The 23,273-nt window shown below is 70.3% G+C and carries 14 protein-coding genes and 2 pseudogenes; 5 read left to right on the top strand and 11 right to left on the bottom strand.

The features are described from left to right. Window positions 1-16 precede the first annotated feature (16 nt). Window positions 17-1,315: a TIR-like protein FxsC gene (locus tag AQJ91_RS40170; protein ID WP_067032411.1), complete on the top strand. Its 1,299-nt coding sequence runs from the start codon at window positions 17-19 to the stop codon at window positions 1,313-1,315. Beyond that, a complete protein-coding gene (gene fxsT, locus AQJ91_RS40165; protein WP_199848149.1) occupies window positions 1,302-5,357 on the top strand; it encodes an FxSxx-COOH system tetratricopeptide repeat protein in 4,056 nt (1,351 codons plus the stop codon). Before AQJ91_RS40170 ends, fxsT begins: the two co-directional genes overlap by 14 nt. A 19-nt stretch (window positions 5,358-5,376) precedes the next feature. Here the strand turns inward: fxsT and AQJ91_RS40160 are convergent, their stop codons facing one another. The 11 genes and pseudogenes from AQJ91_RS40160 to AQJ91_RS40115 form a co-directional block, all read right to left on the bottom strand. Further along, complete coding sequence (locus AQJ91_RS40160) at window positions 5,377-6,273, bottom strand: alpha/beta fold hydrolase (protein WP_067032407.1); 897 nt, start codon at window positions 6,271-6,273, stop codon at window positions 5,377-5,379. A gap of 133 nt (window positions 6,274-6,406) precedes the next feature. Then, on the bottom strand, window positions 6,407-7,291 hold the full coding sequence (locus AQJ91_RS40155) for a PaaX family transcriptional regulator (protein WP_234383334.1): 885 nt from the start codon (window positions 7,289-7,291) through the stop codon (window positions 6,407-6,409). Between the two features lie 198 nt (window positions 7,292-7,489). After that, a pseudogene (locus AQJ91_RS40150) lies at window positions 7,490-7,876 on the bottom strand (hypothetical protein); the annotation flags it as partial. After that, complete coding sequence (locus tag AQJ91_RS40145) at window positions 7,876-9,543, bottom strand: PHP domain-containing protein (RefSeq protein ID WP_067032404.1); 1,668 nt, start codon at window positions 9,541-9,543, stop codon at window positions 7,876-7,878. The pseudogene AQJ91_RS40150 and the gene AQJ91_RS40145, both read right to left, overlap by 1 nt. Window positions 9,544-9,559: 16 nt before the next feature. Then, a complete protein-coding gene (locus AQJ91_RS40140) occupies window positions 9,560-11,401 on the bottom strand; it encodes a LamG-like jellyroll fold domain-containing protein (protein WP_067032401.1) in 1,842 nt (613 codons plus the stop codon). A 47-nt stretch (window positions 11,402-11,448) separates the two neighbouring features. After that, window positions 11,449-11,811, bottom strand: coding sequence for a beta-galactosidase small subunit-related protein (locus tag AQJ91_RS58790; protein WP_456113465.1), 363 nt, complete (start codon window positions 11,809-11,811; stop codon window positions 11,449-11,451). Further along, window positions 11,729-13,444, bottom strand: a pseudogene (locus AQJ91_RS40135) (glycoside hydrolase family 2 TIM barrel-domain containing protein); the annotation flags it as partial. The gene AQJ91_RS58790 and the pseudogene AQJ91_RS40135, both read right to left, overlap by 83 nt. After that, window positions 13,444-14,280 (bottom strand): carbohydrate ABC transporter permease, encoded by an 837-nt coding sequence (locus AQJ91_RS40130; RefSeq protein WP_067032398.1) that lies wholly within the window; start codon window positions 14,278-14,280, stop codon window positions 13,444-13,446. The gene AQJ91_RS40130 and the pseudogene AQJ91_RS40135, both read right to left, overlap by 1 nt. 14 nt (window positions 14,281-14,294) lie before the next feature. Next, window positions 14,295-15,257, bottom strand: coding sequence for a carbohydrate ABC transporter permease (locus AQJ91_RS40125; RefSeq protein ID WP_067032395.1), 963 nt, complete (start codon window positions 15,255-15,257; stop codon window positions 14,295-14,297). Further along, window positions 15,257-16,543, bottom strand: coding sequence for an extracellular solute-binding protein (locus tag AQJ91_RS40120; RefSeq protein WP_067032392.1), 1,287 nt, complete (start codon window positions 16,541-16,543; stop codon window positions 15,257-15,259). The genes AQJ91_RS40125 and AQJ91_RS40120 overlap by 1 nt, the downstream gene beginning before the upstream one ends. Before the next feature lie 43 nt (window positions 16,544-16,586). Further along, window positions 16,587-17,609 carry a carbohydrate kinase family protein gene (locus tag AQJ91_RS40115; RefSeq protein ID WP_067032389.1) on the bottom strand — a complete coding sequence of 341 codons (1,023 nt, stop codon included), beginning with the start codon at window positions 17,607-17,609 and terminating at the stop codon, window positions 16,587-16,589. A 139-nt stretch (window positions 17,610-17,748) separates the two neighbouring features. Between AQJ91_RS40115 and AQJ91_RS40110 the strand changes: the two genes are divergently transcribed. The 3 genes from AQJ91_RS40110 to AQJ91_RS40100 all read left to right on the top strand — a co-directional run bounded on the left by AQJ91_RS40110 (window position 17,749) and on the right by AQJ91_RS40100 (window position 23,262). Then, complete coding sequence (locus AQJ91_RS40110) at window positions 17,749-18,513, top strand: DeoR/GlpR family DNA-binding transcription regulator (RefSeq protein WP_067032386.1); 765 nt, start codon at window positions 17,749-17,751, stop codon at window positions 18,511-18,513. A gap of 286 nt (window positions 18,514-18,799) precedes the next feature. After that, window positions 18,800-20,140, top strand: coding sequence for a 6-phospho-beta-glucosidase (locus tag AQJ91_RS40105; protein ID WP_067032384.1), 1,341 nt, complete (start codon window positions 18,800-18,802; stop codon window positions 20,138-20,140). A 59-nt stretch (window positions 20,141-20,199) separates the two neighbouring features. Continuing rightward, complete coding sequence (locus AQJ91_RS40100; protein ID WP_067032381.1) at window positions 20,200-23,262, top strand: alpha-mannosidase; 3,063 nt, start codon at window positions 20,200-20,202, stop codon at window positions 23,260-23,262. Window positions 23,263-23,273 lie beyond the last annotated feature (11 nt).

Here is a 23,273-nt window from a genome sequence, read left to right as displayed (position 1 = left end):
GGATCATGTGGAGTCGATGGAGCCGTTACGGGCGGGTCGCAAGGGCCCGTACTTCTTCCTGAGTTACGCGCATGTCCCGCCGGACGAGGCCGACGACTCGGATCCGGACCTGTGGGTCCGCAAACTCTTCCGTGATCTGTGCGGTCACATCATGCATATGACCGATGTGCCGCCCGGCGGTTCCGGGTTCATGGACCGGTCGATGCGCACGGGGCAGATCTGGACGACCGAGCTGGCCGACTCGCTGGCCGGCTGCCGGGTGTTCGTCCCGTTGTACTCGCCGCGCTACTTCCGCAGTTCCTGGTGCGGCAAGGAGTGGACCGTCTTCGGCCGGCGGACCGCCCGGTACGTCACCGAGGGGCGCGGGGGCACGCCCAGCGCGGTGGTGCCGGCGCTGTGGGCTCCGGTCGAGGACCGCCAACTCCCCGAGTCCGTCAGAGAGGTGCAATACACGCATCCCGAACTCGGCGACCGGTACCGCGACTTCGGGCTCTACGGCCTGATGAAGGTCAGCGCCTACCGCCGCCACTACGAGCGGGCCGTGCTCGAACTCGCCCGCCGCATCATCACCGTCGGGCAGCGCGTCGTCGTGGAGCCGGGACAGCGGACGCCGCTGGACACGGTGCCCGACGCCTTCGCACCCGTACGCGCCCGCCGGACCCTGCGGATCACCGTGGCCGCCAACTCCCTGCGCCGGCTGCCCGAAGGCCGCAGCCCCGACTACTACGGCCACTCGGCGCTCGACTGGAACCCCTTCCACCCCGAAAGCCCCAGACCGCTGGCCGCGCTCGCCGCCGAGATCGCCGAACGCCTGGACTACCGCCCCGACCTCCAGCCCTTCGACACCTGGCACCACGAGGCCGACGGATCCACCGCAGCCGGCCCGGAAGTGATGCTGCTCGACCGCTGGGTGCTGCGCGACCCCGAACAGCGCACCCGGCTCGGCAAGTTCGACGTGAGCCACCGGCCCGCGACCGGCCTCATGGTGCCGTGGAACGGCGACGACCCCGACAGCGGCGACGCCCAGCACACCCTCGCCGCCGACGCGGAGGCCACCCTGCCGCGCAAGATGACCCAGGGCCGGCAGGCCTGCCGGCCCGCCGTCGGCGGCATCCCCGACCACGAGTCCTTCGGCGCGCTGCTGCCGCACGTCGTGCAGTGGGCCGCGGCCCAGCACCTCAAGAACACCCCGGCCCAGCCACCACCCGGCCGGGGCACCCCACGCTTCCGGCTGAGCATCTCGGGGGACCAGGACAGCCAACCACCGGTGCACCGCCCGTACACCGAGGAGGAAGACCGCGATGAGCAGCCTTGAGGGACGTGACGGCCGCGACGGCCGCGTCGTGACGTTCTACTCGTACAAGGGTGGCACCGGGCGGACCATGGCCCTCGCCAACACCGCCTGGATCCTCGCCGCCAACGGAAAACACGTCCTCGCCGTGGACTGGGACCTGGAAGCGCCCGGCCTGCACCGCTTCTTCCACCCCTTCCTCGACCCGGCGACCACCGGTGCCACCACCGGCGTCATCGAACTGCTCACCGACTACGCGTGGGCGGCCGCAGCCGACCCCGCCGAGACCGAGCGCCGCGCACCCGACTGGCACCGCCAGTACGCCCGTATCCAGCGGCACGCGGTCTCCCTGGAGTGGACGTTCCCCGGCCAGGGCACCCTCGACCTGGTCTCGGCCGGCCGGCAGAACCGCGACTACTCGGCGATCGTCTCCACCTTCGACTGGGACAACTTCTACGAACACCTCGGCGGCGGCCTGTTCTTCGACGCGCTGCGCGACGACATGCGGCAGCACTACGACTACGTCCTCATCGACAGCCGCACCGGCCTGTCCGACATCGCGGACATCTGCACCGCGCATCTGCCGGACGTCCTCGTCGACTGCTTCACCCTCAGCGACCAGAGCATCGACGGCGCCGCCGCCGTCGCCCGCCACATCGACGAACGCTTCCGCAGCCGCCGGATCCGCATCCTGCCCGTGCCCATGCGGATCGACGAGGGCGAGAAGGAGAAGGCCGACGCCGGGCGCTCGCTGGCCCGGGCCAAGTTCGACCGGTTCCCGACCGGCATGTCCGAGGCCGAACTCACCAGCTACTGGGGGTCGGTGGAGATCCCGTACCGCCCCTACTACGCCTACGAGGAGACCCTTGCCACCTTCGGCGACGAGGCCGGCAACGCCTCCTCGCTGCTGGCCGCCTTCGAACGGCTCACCGGCGTCATCAGCGACCAGGCCGTCACCACGCTGCCACGCATGGACGAGGAGGTGCGGCTGCGCTACAAGAAGGCGTTCACCCGCAGCCGTTCGACGCTCCCGGCCGATCTGCACATCAGTTACGTCTCCGAGGACCGCATGTGGGCCGACTGGATCGCCGCCCTGCTGTCCCGGGCCGGATTCCGGACGGTCCTCACGTACGTCGGCTGCGAGGGCGACGGCGCGGACAAACCGGCCGACCGCACGGTCGTGGTGCTCTCCGCCGCCTACCAGCGCTCGGCGCGGGCCCGCCAGGTGTGGGAGGCCGCGACCGGCGGCGACCCCTCCGGCCGGCGCCAGCTGGTCGCGGTCCGGGTCGGCGACTTCCGGCCCGTGCCGTCGTTCAGCGAGTGGTCGTCGGCCGACCTGGTCCGGTTGGAGGAGCCGCAGGCCGCCGCCGTCCTGCTGCGTGCCCTCGGCAAACCGGCCCTGCCAGCCGAGCGCCCCGCCGACGGCCCGCCCACCGAGGCCCGCTTCCCGGGCACCGCGCCCAAGTTCTGGAACGTCTCGCCCCGCAACGCCTCCTTCACCGGCCGCAGTGCCCTGCTGGAACGGCTGCGCGACAGCCTCGGCTCCAGCACCACCAGCGGCTCCCCGGCGCCGTACGCCCTGTACGGCCTCGGCGGCGTCGGCAAGACCCAGATCGCACTGGAGTACGTGCACCGCTTCGCCGCCGACTACGACCTGGTGTGGTGGATCCCCTCGGAGCAGAACGAGCTCGTCATCTCCTCCCTCGCCGAACTGGGCGGCCGGCTGGGCCTCAGGGTCGGCGACGACGCGGCACAGGCCGCGCAGGAGGTGCGGGACCATCTACGGCAGTCGAGTGCCGCGCTGCGCTGGCTGCTGGTGTTCGACAACGCCGACGAGCCGCAGGAGGTCAGCCGGCACTTCCCCGGCGGCACCGGACACGTCCTGGTCACCTCCCGCAACCAGACCTGGCTGCAGTACGGCGAGGCCCTGGAGGTCGACCCGTTCCTGCGCGAGGAGAGCGTCGAGCACCTGCTGCGCCGGGCCGCCGACCTCAGCGCCGAGGACGCCGACCGGGTCGCCGCGGCCGTCGGCGACCTGCCCCTGGCGCTCGACCAGGCCGGCGCCTGGCTCGCCGAGACCGGCACGCCCGTCGACACCTATCTGGCGGAACTGGAGCAACAGGCCGAACTGGTCCTGTCGTTCAGCCAGCCCTCCAACTACCCGCAGCCGGTGGCCGCCACCTGGAACGTCTCCATCGAACGCCTCAAGGAGCGCTCCCCGGCCGCCGTACGCCTGCTGCAGCTGTGCGCGTTCTTCGCCGCCGAGCCGATCTCCATGAAGCTGCTCTACGGCGACGAGATGATCCGCGTCCTGGCCGTCGAGGACGTCTCACTGCAGGAGAAGATGGTCCTCGGCCGGGTGATCCGCGAGATCGGCCGGTTCGCGCTCGCCAAGGTGGACCGGGCCACCGAGTCGATCCAGGTGCACCGACTGGTGCAGGCCGTGATCCGGGCCCAGCTCACCCCACAGGAGCAGCTGGACGCCCAGCACGTGGTGCACCGTATCCTGGCCGGCGCCCGGCCCTCGGGCGAGGAGCCGATCGACGCCCCGGAGAACCGTTCGGTGTTCGCCGCGATCTGGCCGCACCTCGAGGCCTCCGAGGCCGGCGCCTGCGACGAGCCGGAGACCCGGCAACTGCTCATCGACCGGGTGCGCTACCTGTGGAAGCGTGGCGACCTGAACGCCGCCATGGCCCTCGGCGAGCAGCTGCGGGAGTCCTGGGAGGCCCAGCTGAACGACCGCCGGGACCAGATCGCCGCACTGGAGAAGCGGACCGCGGCGGACAAGGAGCGGACCGGCCGCGCGGACGCCGAGGACCTGCGGGCGCTGGCGGCGCAGGAACGGTATGCCAGGAACCTGCGGATCCAGATCCTCTATCTCCGCTTCCACATCGCGAACGTGCTGCGCTCCCTGGGCAAGTACGTCGAGGCGGAGCGTGTCGGCTCGGACACCCTGGCCCAGCAGCGCCGACTGCTGTCCCCGGACCATCCGCACGTCCTCATGACGACCAGCGGGCTGGCCACCGACCTCGGCAGCATCGGCCGCTTCGCCGAGTCCCTGGAGATGGCCACGGCGGCCTACACCGGTTTCAAGGAGAGCTTCGGCGAGGACCACCCACGCACCCTCAAGGCCAACAACAACCGTGCCGTCTGCCTGCGCCAGCTCGGCCGCTACGCCGAGGCCCGCGACGTCGACCAGGAGATCTACGACCGGTGGCGCAACGATCTCGGCGAGAAGAACCCGGAGACCCTGCTCAGCGCCACCAACCTGGGCCGCGACCTGCGGGAGGTCGGCGAGTACGGCACCTCCATCTCGCTGCTGCGGCGCGGCTACAACGCCTATCAGGAGCTGTTCGGCGACACCTACCCGGAGACCCTGCGCACCGCGAAGAGCCTCGCCGTCTCCCTGCGCAAGGCCGGGCAGGTCACCGAGGCCCGCGCCATCACCCAGCAGACCCGCGAGCACTACCGCACCCGGGAGATCCCCACCTCGACACCGGACGTCCTGGACTGCACCCTCAACCACGCCACCGACCTGTACGCCACCGGCGCCCGCGACGAGGCCCTCGCGCTGGCGCAGGACATAGTGCCGCAGTACCAGACAGCGCCCGGCATGCGGCATCCGGCGACGCTGGCCGCCGTCAACAACCTCGGTATCTTCCTGCGCGGTTCGGGCGAGGTCGGCAAGGCGCGGGAGCTGCTGGCGGAGAACCTGGCCACGCTGCGGGACGTCCTCGGACCGCACCACCCCTACAGCCTGGCCTGCGCCGTCAACCTCGCCAACGTGCTCGCGGAACTGGGCGAGCTGCACGAGGCCGAGGACCTGGAGCGGATGGCCGTCGCCGGCTTCCAGAGCGGCCTCGGCCACGGCCATCCCGACACCGTCGTCTCGCGCGCGAACCTGGCCGTCACGCTGCGCGCCCTGGGCCGGATCCCGGAGGCCGACCAGCTCCAGGAGAGCGCCCGGACCGATCTGGCCCGGCTCCTCGGCGAGGACCATCCGCACACCCTGACCGTGCGCGAGGGCAAGCGCATCCACCGGGACCTGGAGCCGCTGCCGGTCTGACCCGCCGCCCGGCGGCAGCTCAGCGGTGGTGGTCGGCGGGCAGCACGGGCCGGCCGCCCAGCAGCCACGTCACGATGTCCGGCAACACCCGCAGCGACGCGAAGTGCGCGGCGGCCGGCTGCAGGATGGCGGTCACGCCGGTGATGCGTTCGGCCAGCCAGCGGGTGTGGCTGGCCGGCGAGAACACGTCCTGCTCGCCGTGCCACAGCAGCACCGGGACGGAGATGTCGGTCAGGGAGAACCCCCACGGGCTGCAGAACGACAGGGCGTCGTCCACCCAGCCGTCGGCGGACACCCGCAGCGCCTCCCGGTAGTTGCGCAGCAGCATGGCCCGGATCCCGGCGTCCGCGACCACCCGCAGATCGGACTCGGTCAGGTCCCGGCGCAGCTGGGCCAGCAGCCGCACCGGGTCGGCGCGGATGGCGACGGAACGCTTGCGCAGACTGGCCGCGAGTCGGTCCGGGCTGGACTGCGCCCTGGAGTACTCACGGACGTTGGAGGCCGCCATGCCTGCGAACCAGTCCAGTCCGTCGGCGTCGCGCGGGGCCAGGCTCACCAGCACCGCGACCCGGGTCACCCGGTCGGTCAGCAGGGCGGCGCAGGCCAGGGCGTGCGGTCCGCCGCCGGAGCGGCCGACCACCGCGAAGCGATCGATGCCGAGGGCGTCGGCGATGGCGGCGACGTCGGCGGCGACGTGCGCGACCTTGCGTCCCGGGAGCCGGTCGGAGGGGCCGTAGCCGGGACGGTCGTAGGTGATCAGCAGGACCCGCTGGTGGTAGAGCAGCATCGGCCGCGGGGCCGGGCCGACTCTGCTGCCGGGTGTGCCGTGCAGCAGGAACACCGGTGAACCGCCCGGATCGCCGCTGACCTCGACGGCTAATCGCCGGCCGTCCCCCGTGTACACCTCTTTCCGCACCGTCGCCTCCCCTCGAGCCCCGTCGCGATGGTGCGCCGCGTGGCTGTGCCACGGCCATTCCCCATGGTGGCCCAGATCATCCCGGTGTGTACGGGTGTTTCCGGTCGCCGGGGCGGCAAATCCGGACGGGGTGTCATGTTCCGGTCGACTCGCCGTCGGGTTCCCGTACGGGCACCAGGTCGAGGAGGCGGGCCGCGGCCTCGTCGGCGAGCGGGGTCAGCCGGGCGTGCACCGACCGGAACGCCTTCTCGGCCTGCTCGGCAGGCCAGTCGTCCGGCAGGTGCTTGACCGGCAGCCGGGGGTCGCGGCGGATGATGCGCAGCCACTCGGCCTGGAGACGCAGACGCAGCGCGAGCGAAGCGAGATCGAGGTCCCCCCTGCCGGAGGCCGGGGGAGCTTCCTCGGCGTCCGGCAGCCGGGTCTCCCACGGCTGCCAGCGCCCCACGAACGCCTCGTAGCGCGCCGCCAGTTCGGACAGCTCCCAGGTGTCCTCGATCATCGCGCCGATGTCCATCCCGGCATCGGCATGGGCGCGGAACACCTTCACATGGGCGGACAGACCGAGCTCGGCCACCAGCGCCGACACGTCGACCTCGCCCGGCGCGATCCACAGGCCGCTGAACAGCGGCCCGAAGCCGCTCCAGGTGAGCTTGGAGCGCAGGTCGTGGCGCTGGCGCTGCCAGGACTCGGGCAGGGAGAAGCCGAGCAGGGTCCAGCTGCCGTCCCACTGCCGGTTGACGGCGCCGGTCTGCCACATGCGCCGCTCGCCGTCGCGCAGGACGGCCGTCGAGTGCTCGGTCAGCCCGAAGTACATCCGGCGGCCCTCGCGCTGGCGGCGCAGCAGACCGCGGCCCACCATGCGGGTCAGCGTCGAGCGGGTCGCCTGTTCACCGACGCCCGCGCGCGCGAAGACGTCGATGACACTGCCCGAGTACACACAGACGTCCCGCCCGAGCACCTGGTCGCCCAGGAACGTCAGCATCAGGGACTGGGGCCGCAGCGGCTCTTCACCGGTCACGCGGCCCACGGTACGACGTGTCCGACCAGTTCGTGACTTGATCGTCGTCGCCAGTGCGCACCCCCGGCGGGATGACCTCCGCGGGCAGGGTGCCGCTGTTCACGTCGTAGTCGACGCCCGTGATGAAGTCTCGGGCGTGCTGAGCGAGAACCAAGCCAGCACAACACCTCCGATCTTCGGGGAAACCGGGCTGATTCCAACCCGGGCGAACGAGTTGTTCAGTTTCTCGCCCGGGTTCACCTGATGGACGTACTGGTAGCGCTCCCCGGCCGGTGTGGTGACCGCGAACATCTTCGACGTGGCCGTGTCCGGGCCCTGGTAGGCGTCGAAGGTGTGTCCGTTCGCGATGTCCGGGTCACCGATGTGGTTCCAGCCCTTGATGCGCAGGTCCAGCGGAATGGACGCCAGTCCCCGGTACAGCAGCGAACCGTCCGCCCGGCCGGCGAGCCCCTGCCCGCCGCCGAGCGTGTCGGTGTACACCGTCCCGGTCTCGGCCCAGTGCGGATCACCGGCGGCCGACGCCGTACTCGCGCCGAGCGCGAAGGCACCCAACAAGCAACCCAAGGTGACGAGATGACGCTTCATCAGGCTCCTGCCGCGTCGACGAACACGGGGTTGGAATAGAACCACGTATCCGCCCACGGGTCACCGTTTCCGGGCTCGTGCGGGATCGGCCCCTGCGGGTCGACCGAGGCGCCGAGGTAGCCCGCACCATGGCGGTTGCCGTCGCTGCCGCGCAGCCGGACGTAGAAGGACTCGTCCCCGGCGGTCAGCGGGATGCGCAGGGTGTACGTCCCCTGCCGTCCCTGCACGTCCAGCATGCGTACGACCTTGGTGTCCGGCGCCTGCCAGGCGTCCCGGTCGGCAACCGGGCCGCGCACCGCACCCCGGATCACGTCCACGTGCGCCAACTCCGGGACGATTCCACGGGGGTTGGGACGGGAAGCGGTCGTCACCGTGACGTCGAGGGTGAGCTTCTCGCCCTTGCGGACCCGCAGCCGGCCGCCCAGCGTGACGCCGGGGCCGGAGTCGCAGTCCCGCTTGAGGCGGACGTCGAGGCCGTCGAGCAGATGCCCGTGGTCCAGCCAGACGCGGCCCGCGCGCAGGCCCGCCATCACCGCGCGGTAGCCGTAGCGGGTGACGCCGACATGGGTGCGGCTGAACTGGCCGGGCCAGAAGTCGCTGCCGGGCTGCGGGGTGTTGGTGTTCACCGGGTCGGGGAGCCTGCCGGTGTTGTCGAAGGTCTGGCCCGGCAGCCAGTCGCCGTTCTTCCAGGTGTCGAAGACGATCCGGTGGGCGTCGGAGTTGGTGGTGATGGAGAACGGCCTGCCCTCGGCGAGCATCGCGTCCCACAGCCCGCCGACGGTCGCGGTCGCCCAGTCGAAGCCGCCGTACGTCAGATACGCGTCCGCCGGATAGCCCGACCAGGACTGGGCCGACGGCTTGTTCTCGTACTCGCCGCGGATGGAGGCGGAGCCCCGCCAGCCGGGGACGGCGGCACCCTGGGCGCCCGGTGCGCCCTCCATGCCGATCATGATCTCGGGGGCCGCGTCCCGCCAGTTGCGCATCTCGTGCGGGGAGTCGATGCCGAGGCGCATCGGGTGGTTGGCGAGGACCAGGACGTCGTCGACGTAGCCGGTACGGCGCTGTTCGGCGAGCCACTGGATGGCCTTGACGGCGTGCGCCTCGTTGCGGGCGGTGTCCGTGCCGCCCCCGGAGCCGTCGGTGCAGCCGAGCAGCTTGCCGTCGTAGGCGCTCTCGAACCGGGTGAGGAGGTCGACCTCGCGCGGGCCGGGCGCCGTGAAGACCGTGCAGTGCTCGGCGGCCGGGATGTACCACTCCAGGCCCTGGAAGATCAGCTGCCGCGGGTTCTCGGCACGCGCCCTGAGGATCTCCTCGTGCTCCAGCGGGGCGCCGTACCGGGCGTGTCCGAAGTTGGAGTGCTCGGTGAACACCATCCAGTCGAGGCCGTACTCGGCGCCCGCCGCGGCCAGTTGGGAGAACGTGTACTTGGCGTCGTGGCTGTAGACGGTGTGGATGTGGTGGTCACCGACCAGGTAGGCGAGGCGCGGGTCGTTGCCGCCGTAGCGCCGGTCGGCGGCCGTGGCGGGGACGGCTGTCGGGCCGAGGGCGAAGGCCGCGCCGAACAGGCCCGCGCTGCACAGGAGTTGGCGGCGAGAGACGCCCTGCGGGTCGAGGGCGGCGGGGGAGACGGACGGGTCGGCCCAGGAGGGCAGCTGCTGCTCGGTCATGAGGTTCCTCCGGAGGTCAGTGGTTCATGAAGGAGGTGACGGGCAGCGCCCGTTCGACGATTCGGACGTCGCCGAGCCGTCCGTGCAGGATCTGGTCGATCCGGCCGCCGTACTCGTAGCCGCCGAGCAGCCAGGGCAGGCCGACGGAGGTGACACCGACGGCGGCCGCCTTCGGATTGCGGACGACCGGGCAGCCCTCGACGTACAGCGTCGTGTGCTCGCCGTCGTTGACGACCGCCAGGTGCCACCAGGTCTCCAGCGGTGTCTCCTGGCCCCAGTTGGTGGCGATGCCCTCCTGGTTGAGCGGACGCACGGCCCACTGTGGCTCGCGGTCGTTGGACAGGGACAGCGTGGCGAGCGGCTCGTCGGGATCGTCGCCGGTTTTGCCGGCCGCGCCGCCCGTGCCGGTGCGGCTGACGACGCCGGACCAGGCGTGGTGGGACGGGTCCCAGTCGGCGGGCAGGCGGTAGAAGGCCTCGATGGTGTAACCGCCCCTGAACGTCGCCGAGTTGAGCGGAGCGCCGTCGACCGTGCGCAGATACGCGCCCTTCAGCGGGGACTTGAATCCCTGGAACTCCAGGCTGCCGTGACCGGGCTGGTCGGGATGGTGGTCGGCGGACCAGCCCAGCTCGCCGCCGCCCACGGTGACAAGGGTGAGGTCGTTGCCGCGCCCCGACTGGTCGCGGACGGTGTCGGTGACGGACTGCTCGAAGCGCCAGTACGCCACCGTGCCCGGGACCAGCATCCTCGAGACGGGGCGCGCCGGACGTGCGGGCACCGGGTCGAAGCCGGAGAAGCGAGCCGTGAAGTCGATGTCGACCGTGAACCGGTCGGCGTCGCCGCTGAGTTCGATCTCCTGTCGCTCCAGCTCGTTGAGCCCCCGCGCGGCCCGGCCCAGGATCCACGGGGAGACCGTCTCCACGTCGATGACGTTCCGGTCGAGGTCGAAGCGGTAGAGGCGGATCATCGCCGCGCCGCCGAAGTAACGGTTCTGATAGTTCGTCAGGTGAAGGTGGACGTCATGTCCCGCCGCGTTCTTCCGGGTCGTGCGGGCGGCGGGCCAGTAGTGGCCGTTGACGGTGAGGAAGACCTGGTCGTGGTCCTCGACGAGCCGGTCCCACAGCTGCTGCCCGTACGTCGACAACGAGCCGTCCTCGACGACCAGTTCGTGCGTCGTGAGGATCACCGGCGTCTTCGGATGCCGCGCCATGACCTCCTTGGCCCATGCGTAGCCCTTGTCCGACAGCCGCCAGTCGAGAGCCAGCACCATCCACTGCCGGCCGCCCGCCGTGAAGAGGTGGAAGGTGTTGTAGCCGTCGGGGGAGGCCCCGCCGTACGTCGGTTTGTCCTTGAAGCGCCGCGGCCCGAACGTGTCCAGGTACGGCGTCGCGCCGCGCTGGTCGTTCGTCGAGGACCTCACGTCGTGGTTGCCCGCGAGCACGCTGTAGCCGACCCCGCGCCGGTCCAGCAGCCCGAACGCCTCGCCGATCGCGGCGACTTCGGCCGGGCTGCCGTTCTGTGTGAGATCGCCGAGGTGGGACAGGAAGACGATGTTCTCGGCGTCCTTTTCCTCGCAGCGTTCCATCAGATGGCGCAGGGACGCTTCCACCGGCGCCTTGTCGATGCTCGGCCCGTCGAAGAGGTACTGCGTGTCCGGCATCACCGCAAGCGTGAAACGGCGGCTGTCCGGGTCCGGCCGCCAACCGGTCACCGCGGCCGGCGCCGCCTCGGCGGCCGTCGGCCGGGCGACCCCGGCCGTGGCGGCGGCGCCCAGCAGCGCGGTGGCCCGGAGGAAACCGCGGCGTCCGGCACCGGCCTGCGCGGCCTCGCCCTGGTCGTGCTCATGCGAAGTACACACGTGTGCTCCGTAGGAAGGATCCGTGAGAAGGAGGGCGTGGGGGGAGGTCAGAGAACGCGCAGGGTCCAGCTCCAGCGGTGGACACCCGGTGCGACGAGATACGAGGGGAACGTGTCGGGCCCGCACGAGGCGGTGCCCAGGCCGCGGTGGGCGGCGTCGATGTGCACCACACAGCCGGGCCGCGGCGCCAGCTCGTCATGGTGCGCCGCGGCGATGAGGTCCTCGGCCCGGAAGCGGGTCACGGAGACCTGCCGCGGCTCGTCCAACGCGACGGCGAGCCCCGTGGCGTCCGGCGCCGACAGCGTGAAGTGCCGTACGCCGTGCCCCGCCGCCGTACGCCCAGCGGTGGCCGGGCGCGGCGACACCGTTGTCGTAGAGCCCGGCGCCCGCGCGCCCGACCGGTCTTCCATCGCTCACGCGTTGCAGGATTCCGTGGTCCCAGAACTCCCAGATGAAGCCGCCCTGAAGACCCGGGGTGGACTCGATGGCGGCCCAGTGGTCGGCCAGCGTGCCGTTGCTGTTGCCCATCGCGTGGGAGTACTCGCACTGGATGAGCGGCTTGGTCTGCGTCCCGGACAGCGCGTGCGCCACGCAGTCCTCCAGCGGCGCGTACATCGGGCAGGCGATGTCGGAGGCGAGCCCCGGGTCCGCCCAGCCGAGCTTGGCCGCGCCCTCGTACTGGATCGGCCGCGTCGGATCGTGCCGGCGCACCCAGCCCGCCGCCGCGTCATGGTTGGCGCCGTAGTCGGACTCGTTGCCCAGCGACCAGATGATGACCGACGGGTGGTTCTTGTCCCGCAGCACCATCCGGGAGACCCGGTCCACGAAGGCGGCCAGATAACGCGGGTCGTCGGCGATCTCGTGGGCGTGGTCGTGGGACTCGATGTCCGCCTCGTCGACGACGTAGAAGCCGAGCTCGTCGGCGAGATCGTAGAGAGTGGGGTCGTTCGGGTAGTGGGCGGTGCGGATCGCGTTGAAGCCGAACCGCTTCAGCAGCACCAGGTCGGCGCGCATGTCGTCGTACGACACCGTCCGCCCCGTCAGCGGATGGAAGTCGTGCCGGTTCACGCCCCGGACGAACACCCGCTCGCCGTTGACCAGCAGGTCCCGGCCGACGATCTCGACGTCACGGAATCCGATGCGCCGGTACGAGGTGTCGGCGACCGTTCCGTCGGCGCGGTGCAGCCGGACGGTGAGGCCGTACAGCTCGGGCGTCTCGGCGTTCCAGATGCGGACGCCGGGGACGGTGGCCCACATCCGCGCCTCGCCGAGGAGGTCGGAGACCCGGTCGTCCTCGGCGTTGGCCCGGTCGAACTCCGTGTCCTGGGTGAGGAGTTGACCGTCCAGCTCCCCACTGACGTACCACCCGTCCGGCAGCGCACCGCCGGTGTTCCGCACCCGGCAGTCGACGCGCAGTTCACCGTCCCGCCGGGCCCGTACGGTCACGTCGGCGAGGTGCAGCGGGTCGGTGGCGTACAGCAGTACCGAGCGGGTGATCCCGCCGTGCCACCACTGGTCCTGGTCCTCGATGTGCGAGGCATCCGACCACTTCACGACCGTCAGCCGCACGGTGGCCCGCGCACCGGGACGTACGACGTCGGACAGGTCGAACTCGGCGGCCAGATGGGAGGCCTTGGAGATCCCGACGGGCCGCCCGTCCACGTGCACCAGCAGCACGCTCTCGGCGGCCCCGACCTGGAGCACGATCCGGCGGCCCGCCCAGTCGGCGGGGACGTCGATCTCACGCTCGTAGACACCCGTCGGATTGCCGGCGGGCGACAGTGGCGGAAATTCTGTATGCGGCATACGGACGTTGGTGTACTGCGGACGGTCGTCCGTGTCCTGCATGGTCCATACGCCGGGGACGTACGACGACAACCACTCGTCCGCGACCGGCGCGTCCGGCGCCGGCAGCAGCTGGAAACGCCAGTCGCCGTCCAGCGGGACGGCTCCCGCGCGTCGGTCCACGGCGTTCATCGGGAGCCGCCCCCAGGAGGTCACCTCGGGTGCCTCCCAGGGGCGGAGTGCCGGCAGCGGGTCCATCAGCGGATGGCCCCCTTGCCGAGGTCGCCGATGATCTGCCGGGCGCCGATCGCGAACACGATCAGCAGCGGGACGAGGGCGAGCAGCGCGCCGGTCATCACCATGCCGTAGTCGGTGGTGCCGTGCGTGCCGTTGAGCTGGGACAGGGCGACCTGGAGGGTCACGTTGTCCGGGTTGGTGAGGGCGATCAGGGGCCAGGCGTAGTCGTTCCACTGGCCCATGAAGGTGAAGATGCCGAGGAAGGCGAGGCCCGGCCGGACGACCGGGAGAGCCACGTGCCAGTACTGGCGCATGAATCCGGCGCCGTCCAGCCTGGACGCGTCCATCAGCTCGTCGTGGATCGCGCTCTTCATGTACTGGCGCATCCAGAAGATGCCGAACGCGTTCGCCGCCGCCGGCACGATCAGCGCGGTCATCGTGCCGATCCAGCCGAGCTTCGCCATGATCACGAACTGCGGGATGGCGGCCAGCTGCGCCGGCACCATGAAGATCGCCATCATCAGCGCGAACAGCACCCGGCGCCCCGGGAACTGGAACTTGGCGAAGACGAACGCCGCCAGCGAGTCGAAGAACAGCACCAGCACGGTCACCGAGACCGCGACCAGCAGCGAGTTGAACATCGACCCGAAGAAGTCGATGTTGTCGAAGAGATGGCGGAGGTTCTCCAGGAAGTGCGAGCCCGGCACCAGCTTGGGCGGGTAGGAGAAGATCTCGGTCGACGTGTGCGTCGACATGATGACGGCCCAGTAGAACGGGAAGGCCGACAGCAGCAGGCCGATGACCAGGACCGTGTGCAGCGCGATGCCCCGGCGTCCGGAGCCCTTGATGGATGCCATGGTGACCGGCCCGCCTATTCTTCGCCCCGGCGCTGCACCAGGCGCCAGTTGATGATCGAGAAGAGGACGACGACGAGGAAGATGCCCCACGCCACGGCGGCGCCGTAGCCGAAGTCGTTGTTGTCGAAGGTCTGCTGGAAGAAGTAGAGGACCATGGTCCGGCCGGCGTGGTCGGGGCCGCCCGAGTACGTCGACTCGTTGGCCGTGGTCTGCAGCAGCACCTGAGGCTCGGCGAAGCTCTGCAGTCCGGTGACCGTCGAGACGACGAGCACGAACAGCAGGGTCGGCCGCAGCATCGGCAGCGTGATCCGGAAGAAGGTCTGCACGGGACCGGCGCCGTCCACCCGGGCCGCCTCGTACAGCTCGGTCGGGACGGTCTGCAGTCCGGCGAGGAAGATGATCGCGTTGTAGCCGGTCCACTGCCAGGTCATCAGCGTGGCGATGGCTACCTTGATGCCCCACGGCGTGTTCAGCCAGGCCACCTGGTCGAGCCCGACGGCCTGCAACAGGGCGTTCATCAGGCCGAAGTTGGTGGAGAAGACGGAACCGAAGATGATCGCGACCGCGACGATCGAGGTGACGTTCGGCAGGAAGTACGCGAAGCGGTAGACGTTCTTGAAGCGGACCGCCGAGTTGAGCATCACGGCCGTCACCATCGCCAGGAAGATCATGGGGAAGGTGGCCAGCGCCCAGATGATGATCGTGTTGCCGATCGAGGACCAGAAGTCGCTGTCGCCCAGCAGGTACTGGTACTGCGACAGACCCGCCCACTCCATCGAGCCGAGGCCGTCCCAGCGGTGGAAGGAGAGGTAGAGCGAGAAGCCGACGGGGATCAGGCCGAAGCAGAGGAAGAGGAGGTAGAAGGGCGAGATCGCGGCGTACAGCCGCCAGTGGCTGAGGATGCCCTTCCCGGGGTGGACCGTCGGTGCCTCGGCCACGGCCGTCGGGGGCTGTTCGAGCAGGGGAGCGGTAGCCATCAGTAACTCACCCCCAGGTGGTCCGCTATGCGACGGCACTTGCTCATGGCGTCACTCCAGGCTTCGTCGGGATTCTTGCCGAGGACGCCCACGTTCTTGATCTCGTCCCGGATGGGCTGCCCGAGGGCGATGTCGTACGGGCTGTTGAAGGCGACCGGGATCTTCTCGGCGGCCGGCCCGTAGACGTCCATCGTGATCTGGTCGCCGAAGAACGGGTCGGGCTCGCGCAGCTTCTTCATCGAGTACGAGGCCGGCGTCGACGGGAAGAGCCCGGCCTCCACGAAGCCCTGCGCCTGGTTGTCCGCGTCGAGCATCCAGGTGATGATCTCGAAGGCCCGCTCGGGTTCCCGGCACGCCTTGGTGATCGCCAGGAAGGAACCGCCGACGTTCGACGGACCGCCCGGACAGTTGGCCACCCGCCACTTGCCCTCGGTCTTCGGCACTTCGAGCTTGAGGTCGCCCGCGGCCCAGGAGGCGTTCAGCGCGCTGGGCAGCAGCCCCTTCTCCTTGGCCGAGATCGAGTCGGGCGTACCGCTCACGATGCTCGACACGATCCCGCGCCGCTTGGCCTCCACGGCACGGTCCCAGCACGTGCGCACATGGTCCTGGTCCCCGATGAAACGCATGTCCTTGTCGACGAATCGCTTGGTGCCCTGGCCGATCGACATCTCGAAGACGCTGCCGACGTCGGTGAGGATGTACGTCCCGGGGATCCGCTTCTTCAGTTGTTCGCCCGCCGCGAAGAACTTGTCCCAGGTGTCGAGCCCCCGGGACACGTCGTCCGGCTCGTGAGGCAGGCCGGCCTTCTCGAATACGGCGGGCATGTAGTAGTGCACGACCGGGCCGACATCGATCGGGAAGCCGATGAGGCTGCCGTCGGGGGCCACCGCCTGCTGCCACTTCCAGTCCAGGTACTGGCTCTTGAGCTTGTCCGCGCCGAGCGTCCGCAGGTCCACGAACTGGCCGGCGTTCGGCAGATACGAGGCCATGTCCTCGCCCTTGAGCCCCGCGATGTCGGGGATGTGGGCGCGGCCGGCCATGGTGGTGATCAGCTTGGACCGGTAGTAGCCGCCGATCTGCTGGGCCTTGAGGGTCACGTCGCCGTCGTAGCGGGCCTTGGCCTCCTTGACGACGGTGTCGCTCAGACCGCCGCTCCAGTACCACAGGACCATGTTCCGGCCGGTCGACCCGGTCGGAACGGCGCAGCCGGTCGCCAGTCCGCCGAGCGCCGTGGCGGCCGTACCGGCCAGGCCCGCGCGCAGCAGGCCTCTTCGTGAGAGCCGCACAGCTCCCACCGCCTTTCGAATGTGTGCCGTGTGCGACAAGGGGTCAGTGGGAGGTGCTGTTCGGGGGTGTGACGGGCGCGTACTCGACCGGCGGGCCGGGGTCGTCCGGCAGCCGCTCCGCCAGGAAGCCGTACGCGCGCTTCAGTTCGGGGTCGGTCAGCGAGCGCCACCACCGGTCGACGCCGTACCAGCCGGGAGCGGCCAGCGCACCGCCGTGGTGCCGGACGGACAGGCCGGCGGAGAGGACCGCGAACCGCAGCCGTTCCTCCAGCGGCCAGCCGCCGAGCGAGGCGGCGACGAAGCTCGCGCCGAAGACGTCACCGGCGCCCGTCGCGTCCAGGACGTCGATGTCGAGGGCCGGGACCTCCGCGTACTCGCCGGTGGTCTGGTCCACCGCGATCGCGCCGTCCCCGCCCCGGGTGACCACGGCGACCGGCACCAGCTCGGAGAGCGTGCCGAGCGCGGCGACCGCGCTGTCGGTGCGGGTGTAGGCCATCGCCTCGGTCTCGTTCGGGAGGAAGGCATGGCACAGGGAGAGCTGGTCGAGCAGGTCGCGCGACCACTCCTGGGAGGGGTCCCAGCCGACGTCCGCGTAGATCTGTGTGCCGTTCGCCGCCGCCTTGGCCAGCCAGGCCCGGGGCTCGGCCTCGATGTGCACGAGGGCCGTCAGCGCCTCGGGTGGGTCGCCCATCAGGGTGTCCTGCGAGTACGGCGGTTCCTGGCCGTGGGTGACGAGGGCCCGGTCGGCGCCGTGGGCGAGGGAGACGGTGACCGGGGTGTGCCAGCCGTCCGCCGTGCGCGAGAGGGACAGGTCGACGCCTTCCTGGCCGTCGAGGACGTCACGGCAGTACTCCCCGTAGAAGTCGTCGCCGAAGACCGTGGCCAGGGACGTCCGCAGGCCGAAGCGGGCGGCGGCCACCGCCAGGTTGGCGATACCGCCCGGGCCGCAGCCCATGCCGCCGGTCCAGATCTCCTCGCCCGGCGTCGGCGGCCTGCCCAGACCCGTGAGAACGAGGTCGTAGAAGAGCAGCCCGGTCAGCAGCACGTCGGGCCGGTCGTCGTCCACGCGCACATCCTCTCGTCGCAGAGTTCGTCAAAACTCTTCGATTCGGTGATCGGAATCGTGCGCCGCCCAGCGACATTGGTCAATACCTGAGCAGAAGCAAGCATAGAAATGATTGAAGATGACGAGTAGTGTTCATGGTGTGCTGGCAGAACGACGACATCAACTCATCCTGCGGGCCCTGCGCTCCGGTGGCCCCGCGGCCGTGACCGATCTCTCCGAGCAGCTGGGTGTGAGCCCCGCCACGATCAGGCGCGACCTGGTCAAACTGGAGGAAGACGGACTGCTCACCCGGGTGCACGGCGGCGCCGTCGTCGACGAGGGCGACCAGCCCTTCGCCGAGGTCGCCGAGGTGCGCGTGGCCGAGAAGGACGCGATAGCCGCGCACGCGGCCGCCATGGTCGCGGACGGCCAGTCGGTGCTGCTCGACATCGGCACCACCGCCTACCGGCTGGCCCGCCAGCTGCACGGTCGCCGCCTCACGGTGATCACCAGCAACCTGGTGGTGTACGAGGAGCTCGCCGACGACGAGGGCATCGAGCTGGTCCTCCTCGGCGGCATGGTCCGCCGCGAGTACCGCTCCCTGGTCGGCTTCCTCACCGAGGACAACCTGCGCCAGCTGCACGCCGACTGGCTCTTCCTCGGCACCAGTGGAGTGCGCCCGGGTGGGCAGGTGATGGACACGACGGTCGTCGAGGTGCCGGTGAAACGGGCCATGATCAAGGCAAGTGACAAGGTCGTGCTGCTCGCCGACGCTGCGAAGTTCCCGGGTACGGGCATGGCGAAGGTCTGCGGTCCCGAGGACCTGGACGTGGTGGTGACGAACGCGCCGGTGAACGCGGCGACGCGGGCCTCCCTGGAGGAGGCCCGCGTCGAGGTAGTGGTGGCAGGAGAGGTGCAAGCTTGAATCCTCTCCCTCGAAACCGAAGGAGATTCCTGGCTCACGCTGCTCGAACGCTCAGCAAGCGGTCGAGTCCTACACGATCAACACCAGCCGGGTTGAAACCAGCCCGGGTTCTTGGAACAAGTGCAAGGAGACGGCGCGTGCTTGGTTCTCGCAACGCACTGTGTGGACCCTACTCGTGCATGCGGGCAGATATCTGCTCAACGGGCGAAGATCTGTCCCGTGTCATGCTCTGTGGAGATCCGATCGCTGCCCAGTCTGAACGCCGGGGAATCTTTGGAGGAAGCCGGTGAAACTGACGATTCTCGGCGGCGGCGGATTCCGGGTGCCGCTCGTGTACGGGGCACTGCTGGGGGACCGCGCCGAGGGCCGGGTCACCCATGTCGTGCTGCACGACCTGGACGCGGGTCGGCTGTCGGCCGTGACCAGGGTCCTCGTCGAACAGGCGGGCGACGTGCCCGACGCCCCCAAGGTGACCGCCACCACCGACCTCGACGAGGCCCTGCGCGGTGCGGACTTCATCTTCTCCGCGATCCGCGTCGGCGGCCTGGAGGGCCGGGCGAACGACGAGCGGGTCGCGCTCGCGGAGGGCGTCCTCGGCCAGGAGACGGTCGGCGCCGGAGGGATCGCATACGGTCTGCGGACGGTTCCGGTCGCCGTCGACATCGCCCAGCGCGTGGCCCGCCTGGCTCCCGACGCCTGGCTCATCAACTTCACCAACCCGGCCGGACTGGTCACCGAGGCCATGTCCCGCCACCTCGGCGACCGCGTCATCGGCATCTGCGACTCGCCGGTCGGCCTCGGCCGCCGTATCGCCCGGGTGCTCGGCGCCAAGAACCCGGGCGAGGCATGGATCGACTACGTCGGCCTCAACCACCTCGGCTGGGTGCGCGGCCTGCGCATCGCCGGCCGCGACGAGCTGCCGCGCCTGCTCGCCGACCCCGATCTGCTCGGCTCCTTCGAGGAGGGCAAGCTCTTCGGCGTCGACTGGCTGCAGTCGCTGGGCGCGATCCCCAACGAGTACCTGCACTACTACTACTTCAACCGGGAAGCCGTCCGCTCCTACCAGGAGGCCGAGAAGACCCGCGGCGCCTTCCTGGCCGACCAGCAGGCCCGCTTCTACGAGGAGATGAAGCGCCCCGACGCGGCCGCCCTGACCGCCTGGGACCGTACCCGCGCCGAGCGCGAGGCCACCTACATGTCCGAGAACCGGGAGACGGCGGGCGCCGGCGAACGCGAGGCCGACGACCTGTCCGGCGGCTACGAGAAGGTGGCCCTCGCCCTGATGCGGGCCATCGCCCGTGACGAGCGCACCACCCTGATCCTCAACGTCCGCAACCAGGGCACCCTCTCCGTGCTCGACACGGACGCCGTCATCGAGGTCCCCTGCCTCGTCGACGCCAACGGCGCCCACCCGGTCGCCGTCGCCCCGCTGCCCGACCACGCCACCGGCCTGGTCTGCGCGGTCAAGGCGGTCGAACGCGAGGTGCTGGCCGCCGCCGAGTCCGGCTCCCGCAGGACGGCGGTGAAGGCGTTCGCGCTGCACCCGCTGGTCGACTCCGTGAACGTCGCCCGCAGGCTGGTCGAGGGCTACACCGACGTCCATCCCGGCCTGGCGTACCTTAAGTAAGCGCGCTGCTGGTAAGCGCTTTCCACTCTCCCTGGCTTCCCGGTTTTCTGGAGATTTTCATGCACGACGAACGCCGCAGGATCGAGGAGCGCGTCGAGCGCGTCCACACCCAGCGCATCAAGCCCGCGATCTACGCGGCCACCGTCCCCTTCGAGGTCGAGGCCTGGCAGGCGCCGGGCGAGCCGGTCCCGTTCGCGGAGGCCGCCGCGGCGCCGTACGAGCCCGTCGCGATGGACACCCCGTGGGGTCCGCCGTGGGGCACGACCTGGTTCCGGATGCGCGGACAGGTGCCCGCCGAGTGGGCCGGCAAGCGCGTCGAGGCGGTCATCGACCTCGGCTTCGTGGGCGAATGGCCCGGCAACCAGGCCGAGGCGCTGGTCCACCTGACGAACGGGACGCCGCTGAAGGCGGTCAACCCGCTCAACCAGTACGTGCCGATCGCCAACCCGGCGACGGGCGGCGAGCGGATCGACTACCTGGTCGAGGCGGCCTCGAACCCCGACATCCTCGCCGACAACTTCTCCAAGATCACGCCCATGGGCGACATCCTCACGGCCGGCGACAAGCCGATCTACGTCTTCCAGCGCGCCGACATCGCCGTTCTGGACGAGGAGGTCTGGCACCTCGACCTGGACCTCCAAGTGCTGCGCGGGCTCATGGTCCACCTCGGCGAGCACGAGCCGCGCCGCCACGAGATCATGCACGCCCTCGACCGCGCCATGGACACCCTGGACCTGGACGACGTCGCCGGCAGCGCCGCCGCTGTCCGCGAGGTACTCGCCCCCGTCCTGGCCCGGCCCGCGCACGCCAGCGCCCACACCATCTCCGGCGTCGGCCACGCGCACATCGACTCCGCCTGGCTGTGGCCCATCCGGGAGACCAAGCGCAAGACGTCGCGCACCTTCTCCAACGTGACCTCGCTGGCCGACGAGTACGACGACTTCATCTTCGCCTGCTCGCAGGCCCAGCAGTACGAGTGGGTGCGCGACAACTACCCGCACGTGTGGGCCCGCATCCAGGACTCCGTGAAGAAGGGCCAGTGGGCGCCGGTCGGCGGCATGTGGGTGGAGGCCGACGGCAACCTGCCCGGCGGTGAGGCGATGGCCCGCCAGCTGATCCACGGCAAGCGGTTCTTCATCGAGCACTTCGGCATCGAGACCAAGGGCGTCTGGCTGCCGGACTCCTTCGGCTACACCGCCGCCTACCCGCAGCTCGCCAAACTGGCCGGCAACGAGTGGTTCCTCACCCAGAAGATCTCCTGGAACCAGACCAACAAGTTCCCCCACCACACCTTCTGGTGGGAGGGCATCGACGGCACCCGCATCTTCACGCACTTCCCGCCGGTCGACACCTACAACGCCCGGTTCAGCGGCGAGGAGATGGACCGCGCCGTCCGCAACTACTCGGAGAAGGGCGGCGGTACGCGCTCCCTCGCCCCCTTCGGCTGGGGCGACGGCGGTGGCGGCCCCACCCGCGAGATCATGGAACGGGCCCGCAGGCTCGCCGACTTGGAGGGCTCACCCAAGGTCGTCGTGGAGCACCCGGACCAGTTCTTCGCGAAGGCCCGTGCGGAATACGAGGACGCCCCGGTCTGGAACGGCGAGCTCTACCTCGAGCTGCACCGCGCCACCTACACCTCGCAGGCCCGCACCAAGCAGGGCAACCGGCGCAGCGAACACAAGCTCCGCGAGGCCGAGTTGTGGGCGACAACCGCCGCACTGCACGCGCCGGGCTACACGTACCCGTACGAGAAGCTCGACCGGCTGTGGAAGACGGTCCTGCTGCACCAGTTCCACGACATCCTGCCGGGCTCCTCGATCGCCTGGGTGCACCGGGAGGCCGAGGCCGAATACGCGCGGGTGGCCGAGGAGTTGGAGGCGCTGACCGCCGAGGCGGTCGCCGCGCTGGGTGGCGGCACCCCGCGGGTCTTCAACACGAGCCCGTACGACCGTGCCGAGGTGGTCCGCACGCCCGAGGGCGCACCGGTGTACGTCGAGGTGCCCGCGAACGGCTGCGCGCCCCTGGCGGACGCCGAGCCCGCCCGGCCCGTGACCGTGACCGTGACCGGTCGGGTCCTGGACAACGGTCTGGTCCGGGTGGAAGTGGCGGAGGACGGCACACTGTCGTCCGTATTCGATCTACGGGCCGACCGTGAAGTCCTCGCCGGCAAGGGCAACCTGCTGCGCCTGCACACCGACCTCCCGAACTACTGGGATGCCTGGGACATCGACAAGCACTACAAGAACCGCTACAAGGACCTGCTGGACGCCGAGTCCGTCACGGTCGTCGAGGAGAGCCCGCTCGTCGGAGCGATCCGCGTCGAGCGCGCCTTCGGCAAGGGGTCGACGATCACCCAGACGATCACGGTCCGCGCGGGCAGCTCCCGTATCGACATCGAGACCGACATCGACTGGCACGAGGCCGAGAAGATCCTCAAGGCGGGCTTCCCGGTGGACGTCCGGGCCGCGCACTCCTCCGCGGAGATCCAGTTCGGCCACGTCCAGCGGCCCACCCACACCAACACCACCTGGGAGGCGGCCCGTTTCGAGGTCTCCGGCCACCGCTGGGTGCACATCGCCGAGCCCGGCTACGGCGTCGCCGTCCTCAACGACTCCACCTACGGCCACGACGTCTCCCGCACGGTCCGCGAGGACGGAGGTACGACCACCACGGTCGCGCTCAGCCTGGTCCGCGCCCCGCGGATCCCGGACCCCGAGGCCGACCAGGGCAGGCACCGCTTCACCTACGCGCTGCTGCCCGGCGCGACCATCGAGGACACGGTCGCCGAGGGCTACGCCCTCAACCTGCCGCTGCGCGTGGCGGATTCGGCGGGCGCTCCGGAACCGGTCGTCTCGGTGTCCGGCGACGGCGTGACCGTCGAGGCGGTCAAGTTCGCCGACGACGCGTCGGGCGACGTGGTGGTACGCCTGTACGAGTCACGTGGCGGCCGTGCGCAGGGCGTTTTGCGCACCGGATTCCCGCTGGCCGGCGCACAGGTGACCGACCTCCTGGAGCGGCCGCTCGAGGACACGGACGTGGACGGCGACGGCGGGGTCGCGGTCTCACTGCGCCCCTTCCAGGTCCTGACGCTGCGTCTGCGGCGCGGTACCACCGCCCGGTAGCCACCGGCACC

It is taken from the genome of Streptomyces dysideae (assembly GCF_001514305.1).
GTDB classification, from domain to species: Bacteria; Actinomycetota; Actinomycetes; order Streptomycetales; family Streptomycetaceae; genus Streptomyces; species Streptomyces dysideae.
The sequence above is the reverse complement of the archived record's forward strand: the minus strand, read 5'-3'. Positions and strand labels throughout refer to the sequence as shown.